The following is a 13823-nucleotide window of genomic DNA, read 5'->3' as shown; positions in this document are numbered from 1 at the left end:
CGTATAATACTGATTTCTAACAGGAAATCAACACCCCATCAAAGTTTTTTCAAAAGTATCGCGTCGGGTCTGCGACACCGGCTGCCTTGAAGCCGTCGGCACGCAGGCGGCAGCTGTCGCATTTGCCGCAGGCACGCCCGTCATCGTCGGCCTGGTAGCAGGAAACGGTCAGGCTGTAGTCCACGCCGCGGGCCATGCCGGCCTGTACGATCTGCGCCTTGCTCATGTTCTGCAGCGGCGCCTGGATGCGGAAGCCCTGCCCTTCGACACCGGCCTTGGTCGCCAGGTTGGCCATGCGCTCGAAGGCTTCGACGAACTCGGGGCGGCAATCGGGGTAGCCGGAGTAATCCACGGCATTGACGCCAATGAAGATGTCACGGGCATCCAGTACTTCTGCCCAGCCCAGGGCCAGGGACAGGAACACGGTGTTGCGCGCCGGCACGTAGGTGACCGGGATGCCTTCACCCGGGGTTTCAGGCACGTCGATACTGCTGTCGGTCAATGCCGAGCCGCCGATACCGTTCAGGTTCAGGCCAATCACCTTGTGCTCGACCACACCCAGGTCGCGGGCAACGCGGGCAGCGGCGTTCAGTTCGGCGCGGTGGCGCTGGCCGTAGTCGAAACTCATGGTGTAGCAGCTGTAGCCTTCGGCCTTGGCCATGGCGACCACGGTGGCCGAGTCCAGGCCGCCGGACAACAGGATGACTGCGCGTTTGTCGGTCATGTGTGCTTGCTCCTCAATCAACGTCCGGGTTCGTCGTTCCACAGCAGCTTGTGCAGCTGCAGCTGGAAGCGTACGGGCAGGTTGTCGGCGACGATCCAGTCCGCCAGGTCGCTGGCGTTCACCTGGTGGTGGCTGGGCGAGAACAACACCTCGCCGGCACGCTCGGCCAGGTTGTACTGGATCAGCTTGGAGACCGCCCAGTCGTAGTCCTCACGGGAACAGATGACAAACTTGACCTGGTCGTTGCGGGTCAGCTGCTCGATGTTCTCGTAGCGGTTACGGTGCGACTCTTCGGAGCCTGGGGTCTTCAGGTCGACCACGCGGCTGACGCGGGTGTCGGTGCCGGCAATATCCAGCGCGCCGCTGGTCTCCAGCGACACCTTGTAACCGGCGTCACACAGGCGCTGCAACAGCGGCAAGGCATTGGGCTGGGCCAATGGCTCGCCACCGGTGACGCAGACGTAGCGCGGCTTGAAGCCGGCGACCTGCTCAAGGATCGAATCGAGGGTGCGAAGGGTACCGCCACTGAAGGCATAGGCACTGTCGCAGTACTGGCAGCGCAGGGGGCAACCGGTGAGGCGCACGAATACCGTGGGCAACCCGGCCGTTCGCGTTTCACCCTGCAAAGAGTAAAAGACTTCGGTGATGCGTAATGTGTCTTGCATGCTCGCCACGGGCGTGACAGCTAAACAGGCTGCCCGCCTCCGTCAGGCACTGTCGCGGACTCGACATAGCGTTATCCGCAGCAGCGTGTTTACGAAAAAAGGGCAGTGATTCTAACGAAAAAACCCGCGACAGGCGCGGGTTTCTTTCAAACGGTGCTGCTTAGAGCTTCTGCAGGTCACGCTGGGCCAGTTGCGCGGCCGAGGTGCCAGGATACTGGCTGATGACCTGCTGCAGGATACCCTTGACCTTGTCGGTATGGCCCATGCGGCGCTCGACATCGGCCAGCTTGTACAGCGAATCCGGCACCTTGCTGTGCTTCGGATACTTCTGGCTGACCTGGGCAAAAGCCTGGCTGGCGGCTGGCAGGTCGCCCTTGGCCAGGTTCACTTCACCCAGCCAATACTGGGCATTGCCCGCGTACTGGCTGTTGGGGTACTTGCGCAGGAAGGCGTTGAACGCCTGGCTGGCCTTGTCGAAGTCTTTCTGCTTGATCAGGTCGAAAGCGGCATCGTAATAGAGCTTTTCTTTCGCCGGATCACCGGGCTCGCTACTGGCGGCCGGTTGTTGCGCAGCAGCACCTGCTGCTGCATCGGGGGCGGCACTGGATGCACCACCACCGGAGGAATTGTCAGGGGTCGCGGCAGGCGCGGCGCCACTGTTGATGCGACGGTCCAGGTCCTGGTAACGCTCCAGGTTTTCCTGCTTCATGCGCGACACATCGTTCTGCAGCTCTTCGATGATGCCTTGCTGGCGGGAAAGCTGATCCTGCATCTGTTGCAGCTGCATGAACAGCTGGCCCTGTGCAGAGGCAGGGGCCGAAGCCCCCGACCCGGCATAGGCGCCGCTCGTGCCATAACCCGCAGGCGGATAACTGCCTGCGTTGTCATCAATTACAGGGACCTCAGCCCAGGCCGCGAGCGGCAGGCTGAGTGCGAGGACGGTTACTACACGGCGGCACATACGCATAAGAACTTACTTACGCAGTTCTACGCGACGGTTCTGAGCCCAGGACTGCTCGTCGTTGCCAGTGGCAACCGGACGCTCTTCACCGTAGGAGACCAGTTCCAGCTGAGCAGGGGAAACGCCCTGCAGAACCAGGTAGCGCTGAACGGCCTTGGCACGACGCTCACCCAGAGCCATGTTGTACTCGCGGGTGCCGCGCTCGTCGGTGTTGCCTTCCAGGACAACGCGGTTGCCGTTGGCTTTCAGGTCCTTGGCGTGAACGTCCAGAGCGCGCATGGCTTCTGGCTTCAGGTCCGAGCTGTCGTATTCGAAGTAGAAGGTGGTGATTGCGCGCAGGGCAGCTTCTTCGCTCAGGGAGCCGTCAACAGCGCCAGCGTTGGCACCGTAGCCAGCGTTCGGATCTACAGCAGCGCCTTCGCCTGCGTTGTCACCGCCCTTCGAGGAGCAACCTACAGCTACGGCCATGGCCAGAGCCAGCGCAGCAAATTTACCAAACTTCAGCATTTCCATCGTGAAACTCCTAATGAAACCCCAGTGTGTTAAGCAAAAATTATTACGCCGCAATCAGTTCAGGTAAGGGGACCAGGACGGTTCTCTGACTTCGCCTTGAGCGGTAGGAAGTGGGAGCCTCACGCGGCCATTAAGCGACACGAGCATCAAGACTCCCCGGCCCTGCTGGCGGGTGGCGTAGATTAGCATGGTGCCGTTTGGCGCAACAGTGGGAGACTCATCAAGACTCGTTTCCGAGAGAATCTTTACACTTCCGCGCTGCAAATCCTGGGCCGCAACTTTGAAGTTGGTGAAGCCCTGCTGGCGATGGATCATCACCAGGGTCTTTTCGTCCGCCGACAGTTTCGGGTTGGCGTTGTAGTTACCCACGAACGTTACACGCTCGGCGCCACCGCCACCGACCGACTGCTTGTAGATCTGCGGCTTGCCGCCACGGTCGGAGGTGAAGTACAGGGTGTTGCCATCCTTGCCCCAGAACGGCTCGGTGTTGATGCCCGGGCCAGCGGTGACACGGCTGATCTGGCGCGAAGCCACGTTCATCACGTAGATGTCCGGGTTGCCGTCCTTCGACAGCACGAACGCCAGGCGCGAGCCGTCCGGCGACCAGGCTGGCGCGCCGTTCAGGCCTTCGAAGTTGGTGACCTGCTCGCGGCGACCGGTATCGATGTGCTGGACGAAGATGCGCGGGCGCTTCTGCTCGAACGAGACATAGGCGATGCGCTTGCCATCCGGTGCAAAGCGTGGCGACAGGATCGGTTCACGCGATTGCAGCAGGGTGACCGCACGTGCACCGTCGTAGTCCGAACGCTGCAGGGTATAGCGGGTGTTGTTGGTGGAGAAACGCTCGGCCGTCACGTACAGCATGCGGGTGGAGAACGCACCCTTGATGCCGGTGAGCTTCTCGAACGACTGGTCGGAAATGTAGTGCGCCATGTCGCGCAGCTGGTCGACGCTGCCCGCCACGCTACCGGTCAGCACTTGCTGCTCGGTGGCGACGTTGAACAGCGCGTACTGCACCTGCAGGCGACCGCCCGACGGCACGATGCTGCCGACCATCACGTACTGCGCGCCCAGCGCTTTCCAGTCACGGAAGATCACTTCGCTGGCCTGCGACGGCTGGCTGATCATGTTCTGCCGCGGAATCGGCGAGTAGTAGCCGGAGTTGCGCAGGTCGTTGCCGATGATGTCGGCCATGTCTTCCGGCAGCACGCTGCCGCCCTGCAGACCAAACGGCACTACCGCGATGGGCGTGGCCCGGTCGCTGCCGCTGGTGACCAGGATGTTCTTTTCCTCTGCCACGGCCATGCCTGCCACGCAGCACAGCATGACCAGCAGTCCTCTCAGACGTTTAATCACAACGCTAGATCCTCAGGTGTAAATGTCATCTTGAACGAACGATATTGGTTGAAATCGCTCGGCTTCATACCCTGCATCTCGGTCAAACGACCAATGTTCTTCACCGCAGCCACCGCCGAACTGTCGTACGGGCCGTCACCACTGGACCGGGCCACGCTGACGTTGGTGATGGTACCGTCCGGCAACATGTTGATCTGCAGGACCACCGTCATGCCCTTGCGCGCGGAAGGCGGACGCGCCCAACCCTCGGCCGCGCGCAAGCGGATCAGGTCGTCGAAGTCGCCAGCCACCTGGTCACCCTGCTCGTCGGCCAGCGCCTGCTGCCGTTCGGTGGTGTCGGACAACAGCTCGGCCAGGGCCTGGGCTTTCTTGTCTTCCGCCGCCTTGCGGGCCGCTTCCTGTGCCTTTTTCTTCTGGGCGTCTGCAGCGGCCTTTTTCTTGGCCTCTTCAGCTGCCTTCTTCTTCGCTTCCTCGGCCGCCGCTTTCTTCTTGGCGTCCTCGGCAGCTTTCTTCTTGGCCTCTTCGGCTGCCTTTTTCTTGGCGTCCTCGGCGGCTTGTTTCTTCGCCTCTTCAGCGGCCTCTTTCTTGGCCTCTTCTTCGGCTTTTTTCTTGGCTTCTTCTTCGGCCTTCTTCTTGGCGATGTCGGCCTGCTGCTTCTCGGCAGCCTTCTTCGCCTCTTCGGCCTTCTTCGCCTCTTCGGCCTTCTTGGCTTCGGCGGCTTTCTTGGCCTCGGCAGCCTTGGCGGCTTCGGCCGCTGCCTCGGCTTTCTTGGCTTCGGCGGCCTCGCGGGCCTCTTCGGCCTTTTGAGCGGCGTCGGCTTTCTTTTGTTCCGCGGCCTTCACGGCCTCCTGCTCGACCTTCTTCTGTTCCAGCTGCTCGACCTCGGTCTGGCGCGAAGCGGTTTTCTTCGCTTCCCCGGCAATCTTCTGATTGGTCTGGGTGGTCGCCTGGCTCTTGGACTTGAGCTGGTACAGGGTAGCCTGGACGATCGGCTTGGATGGCGGCAGCTCAGGCGTCATGGCAAAACTGACGAACAGCAGGGCGAACACCAGCACATGCAGGCCGATGGCCCAGACACTGGGCCAGAAGTAGCTTTCCGAGGCGGATGGCTCTCGCTGTTGCATCAGGGCGCCTCGGTAATCAGGCCAACGTTACCGACACCGGCCTTCTGCAACCCGCCCATGGCACCCATGACCGCGCCATAGTCGACAGCCTTGTCGCCACGAATGAACACCTGGGTCTGCTTGCCCTGGTCACGGCCGGCGGCAATGATCTTGGTCACCGCGTCGGTCATGGCAGGCAAGGTCATGGCCTTGTCCATCTGCTTGTCGGTATCGACTTCGCTGCCGAGGTTCCAGTAGTAGGTCTTGTCAGCCTTGATGGAGATGGTGAGGATCTGGACGTTGTTGTCCTGCGGCAAGGCTTCACTGGAAACCTTGGGCAGGTCTACCTTCACGCCCTGGTTGAGCATGGGCGCCGTCACCATGAAAATGACCAGCAGTACCAGCATCACGTCGATGTAGGGCACCACGTTCATCTCGGCGACGGGCTTGCGTTTGTGGCGAACTCGGGCCATGGGCTTCTACCTGATTACTCTTCGCTGGTGTGCACTTTGCGGTGCAGGATCGCCTGGAACTCGTCGGCGAAGGTGTAGTAACGGCCGATCAGCACTTCGCTGCGGGCCGAGAAGCGGTTGTAGGCGATGACCGCCGGGATTGCCGCGAACAGGCCGATGGCGGTGGCGATCAGCGCTTCGGCGATACCCGGGGCAACCGTGGCCAGGGTGGCCTGCTGGGCGCTGGCCAGGCCGCGGAAGGAGTTCATGATGCCCCATACGGTACCGAACAGGCCGATGTACGGGCTGGTCGAACCGACGGTGGCCAGGAACGGCAGGCTCTGCTCGAGTTTTTCTTCCTCGCGCGAGATGGCTACGCGCATGGCACGGGCAACACCCTCCATGACCGCGTCCGGATCAACGCCCGACTGCTGGCGCAGACGCGAAAATTCCTTGAAGCCGGCACGGAAGACCTGCTCGACCCCGGAGTCCGGGTCCGGGTTGCTGCCTGCCTGGCGGTACAGCTTGGACAGGTCGATACCCGACCAGAAGCGCTCCTCGAAGGCATCCAGCGCACGACGACCGGCGCGCAGCATGGTGCTGCGCTGAAAGATCATGATCCATGAGGTGACCGAGGCGGCCACCAGGATCAGCATTACCAGCTGTACCAACACGCTGGCATTGCTGACCAGACTCCACATGGAGGTATGGTCGACGACGTTAGCTTCCACGCTTATTCTCCTGCATTCGATTGAGTACCCGAGCCGTCCGCCGCAAAGGCGTCACGCAGCTCCGGGGGTATGGCTCGGGGTTTGAAAGTGTCGGCGCGCACGGCGGCCACCAGGAACTGCCCTTCGCAGAGCAGCGTTTCATCCTTTTCCCGCCAGACCTGCTGCACGAAGCGCAGGCTGGCGCGATTGAGTTCAAGTACTTGCGCGGTAACCCGAAGCTCGTCGTCCAGCCGCGCCGGCGCGTGATAGCGCGCTTCGCTGGAGTGGACCACGAACAGCAGGTTGTCTTCGGCCAGTTGCGCCTGGGAAAAGCCCAGGTGCCGCAGCCGCTCGGTACGCGCGCGCTCCATGAATTTCAGGTAATTGACGTAATACACCACACCACCGGCATCGGTATCCTCGTAATAGACACGACAACGGTGTGCGAACGGTTCCAGGCCATTTTGCGCGCGCATACTCTAGTGCTTACTCCTCAGCTTGCCAATCCGCTGTGGCAACTGTTTTTTCTTCATTTATGTCCTATTGCCAGCGCACCCTCGGCATGCCAGCGGTAGGACCACGAAAAGCTGTTTTCGATCTGTCACTCATCGCCCGTTTCGGAAAAATCCCCACCCTCCCCCAGGCGCCCGGGTACGTTCAGGCCAAAGTGCAGGTAGGCATGCCGGGTGACCACGCGGCCGCGCGGCGTGCGCATGATGTAGCCTTGCTGGATGAGGTACGGCTCGAGCACGTCCTCGATGGTGTGGCGCTCTTCGCTGATGGCTGCCGCCAGGTTGTCCACGCCGACCGGGCCACCGTCGAACTTCTCGATCATGGTCAGCAGCAGGCGGCGGTCGGAGTGGTCGAAACCGCGCTCGTCGACATCCAGCAGATTGAGCGCCATGTCGGCCACGGCCTTGGTGATCTGGCCCTTGCCGCGCACCTCGGCGTAGTCGCGCACGCGGCGCAGCAGGCGGTTGGCGATACGTGGCGTGCCGCGGGCCCGACGGGCGATCTCGTAGGCACCCTGGTCTTCGATGGCCAGGCCGAGGATGCCGGCCGAACGGCTGACGATGGTGGCCAGGTCCTTGTCGCTGTAGAACTCCAGGCGCTGGACGATACCGAAACGGTCCCGCAGCGGGTTGGTGAGCATGCCCGCACGGGTGGTGGCACCGACCAGGGTGAACGGCGGCAGGTCGAGCTTGATAGAACGGGCCGCTGGCCCTTCGCCGATCATGATGTCGAGCTGGAAGTCCTCCATCGCCGGGTACAGCACTTCTTCGACGACCGGTGACAGCCGGTGGATCTCGTCGATGAACAGCACGTCGTGCGGTTCGAGGTTGGTCAGCATGGCCGCGAGGTCGCCCGGGCGCTCGAGGATCGGCCCCGAGGTACTCTTGACCGACACACCCATTTCATGGGCGATGATGTTGGCCAGGGTGGTCTTGCCAAGGCCGGGCGGGCCGAAGATCAGCGTATGATCGAGCGATTCGCTGCGGCCACGGGCGGCCTGGATGAACAGCGCCATCTGCTCGCGCACCACCGGCTGGCCGATGTACTCGTCCAGCCGCAGCGGGCGGATCGCACGGTCCTGGACTTCTTCACGGTCGCGGCCACTGGCGGCGATCAGGCGGTCGGCTTCGATCACTTGGTAATCATCCCTTTCAGGCTGCGACGGATCAGTTCTTCACTGCTCAGGCCGGCCTTGTCCTTGATCGCGGCGATCGCCTTGCTGGCTTCCTGCGGCTTGTAGCCGAGCGAAACCAGGGCGCTGACTGCGTCGGCTTCGGCTGTGGATGCGCTGGCCACCGGCAGCGGCCCGTCGGAGACCAGGGTGAACATGGCCGGGGAAGTTTCCCAAGCCTTGAAGCGGTCCTTGAGCTCTACCAGCAGGCGTTCGGCGGTCTTCTTGCCGACACCGGGCACGCGCACCAGGGCCGAGGTGTCCTGGGCCTGCACGCAGCGCACCAGCTCGTCCACTTCCAGCCCGGACATCAGCGCCAGGGCCAGCTTCGGCCCTACGCCGTTCAGGCGGATGAGTTCGCGGAACAGCTCGCGCTCGCGCTTTTCGGCAAAACCGTAGAGCAGGTGAGCGTCCTCGCGCACCACCAGGTGGGTATGCACGGTTACGGGTTCGCCCACCTTGGGCAGACGGTACAGCGTGGTCATGGGAACTTCCAGTTCGTAACCCACGCCATTGACGTCGATAATCAGGTGCGGCGGCTGTTTTTCCGCCAGGGTGCCGCGCAAACGTCCAATCACGTTCCGATCCTTCCTCTCGGGGAGCCGGTCAAAGACCGCTCAACCCTATCAGCAAATGCAGCGGGTGAACGCATCACCCGAACAAAATGTGTATCAGCGCATGAAGCGCCTACAGACGCAAGCGCCCTCCGCGTCGCCGCGCCGTGGCCAGGCCATGCGGCACCAGGCTGGAGCGGGTATGGGCGTGGCACAAGGCGATGGCCAAGGCATCGGAGGCGTCGATCTGCGGCTTCTGCGTCAGTTTCAGCAGGTGCATGACCATCATCATCACCTGCTCCTTGTTGGCCCCGCCGGTACCGGCTACCGCCTGCTTGACCTGAGTGGCGCTGTATTCGGCGATTTCCAGGCCGGCTTCGGCGGCGGCGACGATGGCCGCGCCACGGGCCTGGCCAAGCTTGAGCGCCGAGTCGGCGTTACGGGCCATGAACACCCGCTCGATGCCCATGGTGACCGGGCCGTGCTGGGCGATGATTTCACCCACGCCACGAAAGACGATCTGCAGCCGCTCGTGCAGCTCGCCGCTGCCGGTGCGAATGCAGCCCGACGCCACGTACTCGCAACCACGGGCGGTCTGGCGTACCACGCCATAGCCGGTGATGCGCGAACCGGGGTCGATACCAAGAATCAGAGTCATAGTGCCTGTCAAAAAAATTGATGCATCTGTGCAAACTGTACCGGCCCTTTCGCGGGTAAACCCGCTCCCACAGGTACTGCACCGATTCTGAATGTGGTGCAGTACCTGTGGGAGCGGGTTTACCCGCGAAAGGGCCGGTACAGGCGCTGACAAACTTGAAGAACTGGCCTGGATAGCCAGGACACCTTAGCCGAGGTTTTCCATGATCTCGTCGGAAATCTGGGCATTGGAGTAGACGTTCTGCACGTCATCCAGGTCTTCGAGCATGTCGATCAGTTTGAGCACCTTTTCGGCACCGTCCTGGTCGAGTTCGGCGCTGGTGGTCGGCTGCATGACGATTTCCGCGTCAGCGGCCTTGAAGCCCGCCTCTTCCAGGGCATTGCGCACGGCGTAGAAGCTGTTGAACGAGGTGAACACGTCGAACGAGCCGTCATCGTTGGCCACCACGTCGTCGGCATCGGCTTCCATCGCCGCTTCCATCAGCGCGTCTTCTTCCACGCCCGGGGCAAAGCTGATCTGCCCCTTGCGCTCGAACAGGTAGGCCACCGAACCGTCGGTACCCAGGTTGCCACCACACTTGGTGAAGGCATGACGCACGGCGGCGGCGGTACGGTTGCGGTTGTCGGTCATGGCCTCGACCATGATCGCCACGCCACCCGGGCCGTAACCTTCGTAGCTGAGTTCTTCGACGTTGTCGCTTTCGTTGGTACCGGCACCACGGGCCACGGCGCGATCGATGATGTCGCGGCTCATGTTGGCGCCCAGGGCCTTGTCCAGCGCCAGGCGCAGGCGTGGGTTGGAGGCCGGGTCAGCACCGCCCTGCTTGGCGGCGACCGTCAGCTCGCGGATCCACTTGGTGAAGATCTTGCCTCTCTTGGCATCCTGGCGCTCTTTGCGGTGCTTGATGTTTGCCCACTTGGAATGACCAGCCATAACGACTCCGAATCCTTTGAATCACAAACAGCCCCGCCCCTGTGCGGGGCGGGACGGGAAATTGCCTGCGCCGAAACGCAAAGGCGCATCCATGTGGATGCGCCCGGGGACTGCTTACTCGACCTTGGTCTGTTCGCGCAGCCGGATGTGCAGCTCGCGCAGGGCCTTGGCGTCGACCATGCCTGGGGCCTGGGTCATGACACACGCGGCGCTCTGGGTTTTCGGGAAGGCGATCACTTCACGGATCGACTGGGCGCCGGTCATCAGCATGACCAGGCGGTCCAGGCCGAAGGCCAGGCCACCGTGAGGCGGTGCACCGAACTTCAGGGCGTCGAGCAGGAAGCCGAACTTCTCTTCCTGTTCTGCCGCTTCGATGCCCAGCAGGCGGAACACGGCCTGTTGCATCTCCTTGCGGTGGATACGGATCGAACCGCCACCCAGTTCGGTACCGTTCAGGACCATGTCGTAGGCACGCGACAGAGCGCTGGCCGGGTTGGCCTCGAGCTCTTCCGGAGTGCATTTCGGCGCGGTGAACGGGTGGTGCAGCGCGGTGAAGCTGCCGTCTTCGTTCTCTTCGAACATCGGGAAGTCGACCACCCACATCGGTGCCCACTCGCAGGTCAGCAGCTCGAAGTCGTGGCCCAGACGGATACGCAGCGCGCCCAGGGCTTCGCTGACCACCTTGAACTTGTCGGCACCGAAGAACACGATGTCGCCGTCAACGGCGCCAACGCGATCGAGGATGGTGTTGAGGTTGGCCTCGGGGATGTTCTTGACGATCGGCGACTGCAGGCCTTCGACGCCCTTGGCGCGCTCGTTGACCTTGATGTAGGCCAGGCCCTTGGCACCGTAGATGCCGACGAACTTGGTGTACTCGTCGATCTTGCTGCGCGGCATGCTGGCGCCGCCTGGCAGGCGCAGGGCGGTAACGCGGCATTTCGGATCGTTGGCCGGGCCGGCGAACACCTTGAAGTCGACGTCCTTGAGCTGGTCGGCAACGTCGACCAGTTCCAGCGGAATGCGCAGGTCCGGCTTGTCGGAGCCGTAGCGGCGCATGGCCTCTTCGAAGGTCATGTGCGGGAATTCGCCGAATTCCAGGTCCAGCACTTCCTTGAACAGCTTGCGGATCATGCTTTCGGTCAGGCCCATGATCTCGCTTTCATCGAGGAAGCTGGTCTCGATGTCGATCTGGGTGAATTCCGGCTGGCGGTCGGCACGCAGGTCTTCGTCACGGAAGCACTTGGCGATCTGGTAGTAGCGGTCGAAGCCGGCGACCATCAGCAGCTGCTTGAACAGCTGTGGCGACTGCGGCAGGGCGAAGAAGCTACCGGCGTGGGTACGGCTAGGCACCAGGTAGTCACGCGCGCCTTCCGGGGTGGCACGGGTCAGGATCGGCGTCTCGACGTCGAGGAAGCCGTTTTCGTCGAGGAAGCGACGAATGCTGCTGGTGATGCGCGAACGCAGGCGCAGCTTGTCGGCCATTTCCGGGCGACGCAGGTCGATGAAGCGGTAGCGCAGGCGGGTTTCCTCGCCGACGTCGGAGTATTCGTTCAGCGGGAACGGTGGGGTTTCCGCTTCGTTGAGCACGTTCAGCTGGTAGCCGAGGATCTCGATGGCACCGGAAGCCATGTTGGCATTCACCGCACCTTCAGGGCGCTTGCGGACCTTGCCGGTGATCTGCACGACGTATTCGCTGCGCACGCGGTCGGCAGCGGCGAAGGTTTCGGCGCGATCCGGGTCGAACACGACCTGGGCCATGCCTTCGCGGTCACGGATGTCGAGGAAGATCACCCCGCCGTGGTCGCGGCGACGATGGACCCAGCCGCAAAGGGTGACTTCCTGGCCGTCCAGGCTCTCGTTCAGTTGGCCGCAATAATGGCTGCGCATCATGATGGTGGTTTCGCTTCTCGTGATTCGTGTATTCGGTGGAGGCCTTGGCCGCCCGGAGGGCTAATACTGCAAGACCCGGTCACAGCATTCAACTCAGTCGGCCTTGTCGCCGCCTGCCAGATTCTTTTTCGCCCCGGTCTTGAAGTCGGTTTCGTACCAACCGTTACCGCTCAGGCGGAAGCCTGGCACCGACAGCAGCTTCTTCAGCGCCGGCGCCTGACAGGCCGGGCAATCGGTCAGCGGCGCGGCGCTGATCTTCTGCAGCACTTCCATGCGGTGCTCGCAGGATGCACATTGATAGTCATAAAGGGGCATGGGTGTCTCTCGTCAACCATAACGCTGGCTGCCGGGGCAGCAAAAAGCGGGATTATATATGGTTAGCAAGCACTGCGCAGCCCGCCAGGCGATCAGCGCGCACTTGGCGGGTCCTGAAGCCAGGCGACGCAGATCACCCGGATCAGCCCGCTGAAGTTGCGCACCCCACCCTGGCGCAGGTGCACTTCGCGGTCCACATAGGACAGCACCGCGCTGACCGAGCAGCGGTTGGCCGCGGCGATGCGCTCCAGGATGCCCCAATAGACGGCCTCCAGCCGCAGGCAGGTGGAAAAGCCGTTGAGCCGCACCGAACGCGACACCGGCTGGGTCTGCAACATGTCGAAATCCGCCCTGAACGGATCGATGCACTGTTTTCCCGGCCAGCGCCCCTGGCCAGCCACACGTTTGCTCGCTTGCATCATGCGCCACACTTCCTCGTCACAGGTACCAGGTGGCCTATGAAGCGCTGACGGGCGTGGTTAAAGCAGCGGCAAAATCTTCCTGCACAAGCTGCATTACCCGCCGCGCAGCCTGCGGTTTGAGTAGCCTGCGGCTTTACTGTTAAATAGGCATGGTGCCACCCGTGCAGATTGTCATTGCCGGGTGCATAGGCTGGCCTGTCCCGTGTTCGCGCTCTACACCTCATGCGCACCGTGCCGCCAGCTCTTCCTGTGATCGGCCTTATCAACTGTGAGCCAACCCCATGTTCAAGATCGTCCATCTGGTGACGGGCGTGGCAGCATTGCTGCTATCGCTCCTACCCAGCCTGAAAACCGATGCGACCCCCTTCCTTCAACAACCCGACGCGGTCTACCTGGCCCTGCTCGGCCTGCTCAACCTGGTGCTGGCCCCGGTCGTGCCACTGTACTACCGCGGCGCACGGCAACAGCTGCAGCACCTGGCCTGCGCCCTGCTGGTGGTGGCCGTGGTGCTGCAGACCCTGACACTGCTGGCCCGCCCGGAAATGGGCAACCTGGCCGCTCTGGTCTGCGCGGCGCTGGCTGTGGCCGTGCACCTGGCCGTGGGCTTTGCCCGCAGCCCGCGCAAGGCACGCGCCAGCCAGCACGCGGCGCAGGATGCCGGCAATCGTGATACCGGTACCGTGAAGTGGTTCAACACATCCAAAGGCTTTGGCTTCATCTCCCGCGACTCGGGCGATGATATCTTCGTGCACTTTCGCGCCATTCGCGGTGAAGGCCACCGCATCCTGGTGGAAGGCCAGCGCGTGGAATTTTCCGTGATGCACCGCGACAAGGGCCTGCAGGCCGAGGATGTGGTTGCGGTAACCCGCCGCTGATTCCATTT

The 13823-nt window shown here is 62.5% G+C and carries 17 protein-coding genes; 1 reads left to right on the top strand and 16 read right to left on the bottom strand.

Annotated elements, in window-relative coordinates; genetic code table 11:
* Window positions 1-49 precede the first annotated feature (49 nt).
* From queC to ACIQYU_RS06220, 16 genes are all read right to left on the bottom strand, one after another.
* On the bottom strand, window positions 50-724 hold the full coding sequence (queC, locus tag ACIQYU_RS06295) for a 7-cyano-7-deazaguanine synthase QueC (protein WP_063913014.1): 675 nt from the start codon (window positions 722-724) through the stop codon (window positions 50-52).
* Window positions 725-741: 17 nt separating this feature from the next.
* Complete coding sequence (queE, locus tag ACIQYU_RS06290) at window positions 742-1389, bottom strand: 7-carboxy-7-deazaguanine synthase QueE (protein WP_207830739.1); 648 nt, start codon at window positions 1387-1389, stop codon at window positions 742-744.
* A gap of 160 nt (window positions 1390-1549) precedes the next feature.
* Window positions 1550-2356, bottom strand: coding sequence for a tol-pal system protein YbgF (ybgF, locus tag ACIQYU_RS06285; RefSeq protein WP_233687520.1), 807 nt, complete (start codon window positions 2354-2356; stop codon window positions 1550-1552).
* Window positions 2357-2362: 6 nt separating this feature from the next.
* Entirely contained in the window at window positions 2363-2863 is a 501-nt protein-coding gene (gene pal / locus ACIQYU_RS06280; RefSeq protein WP_015271469.1) for a peptidoglycan-associated lipoprotein Pal, read from the bottom strand.
* A gap of 54 nt (window positions 2864-2917) precedes the next feature.
* Window positions 2918-4189, bottom strand: coding sequence for a Tol-Pal system beta propeller repeat protein TolB (tolB, locus tag ACIQYU_RS06275; protein ID WP_063913017.1), 1272 nt, complete (start codon window positions 4187-4189; stop codon window positions 2918-2920).
* 26 nt (window positions 4190-4215) lie between these two features.
* On the bottom strand, window positions 4216-5343 hold the full coding sequence (tolA, locus tag ACIQYU_RS06270) for a cell envelope integrity protein TolA (protein ID WP_402798576.1): 1128 nt from the start codon (window positions 5341-5343) through the stop codon (window positions 4216-4218).
* Window positions 5343-5795 (bottom strand): protein TolR, encoded by a 453-nt coding sequence (gene tolR, locus ACIQYU_RS06265; RefSeq protein WP_003254760.1) that lies wholly within the window; start codon window positions 5793-5795, stop codon window positions 5343-5345. Before tolR ends, tolA begins: the two co-directional genes overlap by 1 nt.
* A gap of 14 nt (window positions 5796-5809) precedes the next feature.
* Window positions 5810-6505, bottom strand: a complete 696-nt coding sequence (tolQ, locus tag ACIQYU_RS06260) for a protein TolQ (protein WP_063913019.1) — start codon at window positions 6503-6505, stop codon at window positions 5810-5812.
* Window positions 6506-6507: 2 nt separating this feature from the next.
* On the bottom strand, window positions 6508-6960 hold the full coding sequence (gene ybgC / locus ACIQYU_RS06255) for a tol-pal system-associated acyl-CoA thioesterase (RefSeq protein ID WP_015271472.1): 453 nt from the start codon (window positions 6958-6960) through the stop codon (window positions 6508-6510).
* Between the two features lie 125 nt (window positions 6961-7085).
* Window positions 7086-8132 carry a Holliday junction branch migration DNA helicase RuvB gene (gene ruvB / locus ACIQYU_RS06250; protein WP_087502834.1) on the bottom strand — a complete coding sequence of 349 codons (1047 nt, stop codon included), beginning with the start codon at window positions 8130-8132 and terminating at the stop codon, window positions 7086-7088.
* Window positions 8129-8746, bottom strand: coding sequence for a Holliday junction branch migration protein RuvA (gene ruvA / locus ACIQYU_RS06245; protein ID WP_015271473.1), 618 nt, complete (start codon window positions 8744-8746; stop codon window positions 8129-8131). The genes ruvB and ruvA overlap by 4 nt, the downstream gene beginning before the upstream one ends.
* 109 nt (window positions 8747-8855) lie before the next feature.
* Window positions 8856-9380 (bottom strand): crossover junction endodeoxyribonuclease RuvC, encoded by a 525-nt coding sequence (gene ruvC, locus ACIQYU_RS06240; protein WP_004375291.1) that lies wholly within the window; start codon window positions 9378-9380, stop codon window positions 8856-8858.
* Window positions 9381-9566: 186 nt separating this feature from the next.
* On the bottom strand, window positions 9567-10313 hold the full coding sequence (locus ACIQYU_RS06235) for a YebC/PmpR family DNA-binding transcriptional regulator (RefSeq protein WP_013973810.1): 747 nt from the start codon (window positions 10311-10313) through the stop codon (window positions 9567-9569).
* A 114-nt stretch (window positions 10314-10427) separates the two neighbouring features.
* Complete coding sequence (gene aspS / locus ACIQYU_RS06230) at window positions 10428-12203, bottom strand: aspartate--tRNA ligase (protein ID WP_207830737.1); 1776 nt, start codon at window positions 12201-12203, stop codon at window positions 10428-10430.
* A 93-nt stretch (window positions 12204-12296) separates the two neighbouring features.
* Window positions 12297-12518 (bottom strand): FmdB family zinc ribbon protein, encoded by a 222-nt coding sequence (locus ACIQYU_RS06225; protein ID WP_003254776.1) that lies wholly within the window; start codon window positions 12516-12518, stop codon window positions 12297-12299.
* Between the two features lie 92 nt (window positions 12519-12610).
* A complete protein-coding gene (locus ACIQYU_RS06220) occupies window positions 12611-12940 on the bottom strand; it encodes a ribbon-helix-helix domain-containing protein (protein ID WP_207830735.1) in 330 nt (109 codons plus the stop codon).
* 281 nt (window positions 12941-13221) lie between these two features.
* On the opposite strand from ACIQYU_RS06220, the gene ACIQYU_RS06215 reads away from it, so the two are divergent.
* Entirely contained in the window at window positions 13222-13815 is a 594-nt protein-coding gene (locus ACIQYU_RS06215) for a cold-shock protein (RefSeq protein WP_207830733.1), read from the top strand.
* Window positions 13816-13823: the final 8 nt, after the last annotated feature.

It is taken from the genome of Pseudomonas sp. NPDC096925 (genome assembly GCF_044762545.1).
In the GTDB taxonomy this organism is placed as follows: domain Bacteria; phylum Pseudomonadota; class Gammaproteobacteria; order Pseudomonadales; family Pseudomonadaceae; genus Aquipseudomonas.
This window is presented reverse-complemented; position numbering and strand designations above follow the sequence as displayed.

Bases quoted from the DNA above. Each gene is read 5' to 3' on its own strand.
- queC (WP_063913014.1), bottom strand. From the start codon at position 724: ATGACCGACAAACGCGCAGTCATCCTGTTGTCCGGCGGCCTGGACTCG.
- queE (WP_207830739.1), bottom strand. From the start codon at position 1,389: ATGCAAGACACATTACGCATCACCGAAGTCTTTTACTCTTTGCAGGGT.
- ybgF (WP_233687520.1), bottom strand. From the start codon at position 2,356: ATGCGTATGTGCCGCCGTGTAGTAACCGTCCTCGCACTCAGCCTGCCG.
- pal (WP_015271469.1), bottom strand. From the start codon at position 2,863: ATGGAAATGCTGAAGTTTGGTAAATTTGCTGCGCTGGCTCTGGCCATG.
- tolB (WP_063913017.1), bottom strand. From the start codon at position 4,189: ATGCTGTGCTGCGTGGCAGGCATGGCCGTGGCAGAGGAAAAGAACATC.
- tolA (WP_402798576.1), bottom strand. From the start codon at position 5,343: ATGCAACAGCGAGAGCCATCCGCCTCGGAAAGCTACTTCTGGCCCAGT.
- tolR (WP_003254760.1), bottom strand. From the start codon at position 5,795: ATGGCCCGAGTTCGCCACAAACGCAAGCCCGTCGCCGAGATGAACGTG.
- ybgC (WP_015271472.1), bottom strand. From the start codon at position 6,960: ATGCGCGCGCAAAATGGCCTGGAACCGTTCGCACACCGTTGTCGTGTC.
- ruvC (WP_004375291.1), bottom strand. From the start codon at position 9,380: ATGACTCTGATTCTTGGTATCGACCCCGGTTCGCGCATCACCGGCTAT.
- ACIQYU_RS06235 (WP_013973810.1), bottom strand. From the start codon at position 10,313: ATGGCTGGTCATTCCAAGTGGGCAAACATCAAGCACCGCAAAGAGCGC.
- aspS (WP_207830737.1), bottom strand. From the start codon at position 12,203: ATGATGCGCAGCCATTATTGCGGCCAACTGAACGAGAGCCTGGACGGC.
- ACIQYU_RS06225 (WP_003254776.1), bottom strand. From the start codon at position 12,518: ATGCCCCTTTATGACTATCAATGTGCATCCTGCGAGCACCGCATGGAA.
- ACIQYU_RS06220 (WP_207830735.1), bottom strand. From the start codon at position 12,940: ATGATGCAAGCGAGCAAACGTGTGGCTGGCCAGGGGCGCTGGCCGGGA.
- ACIQYU_RS06215 (WP_207830733.1), top strand. From the start codon at position 13,222: ATGTTCAAGATCGTCCATCTGGTGACGGGCGTGGCAGCATTGCTGCTA.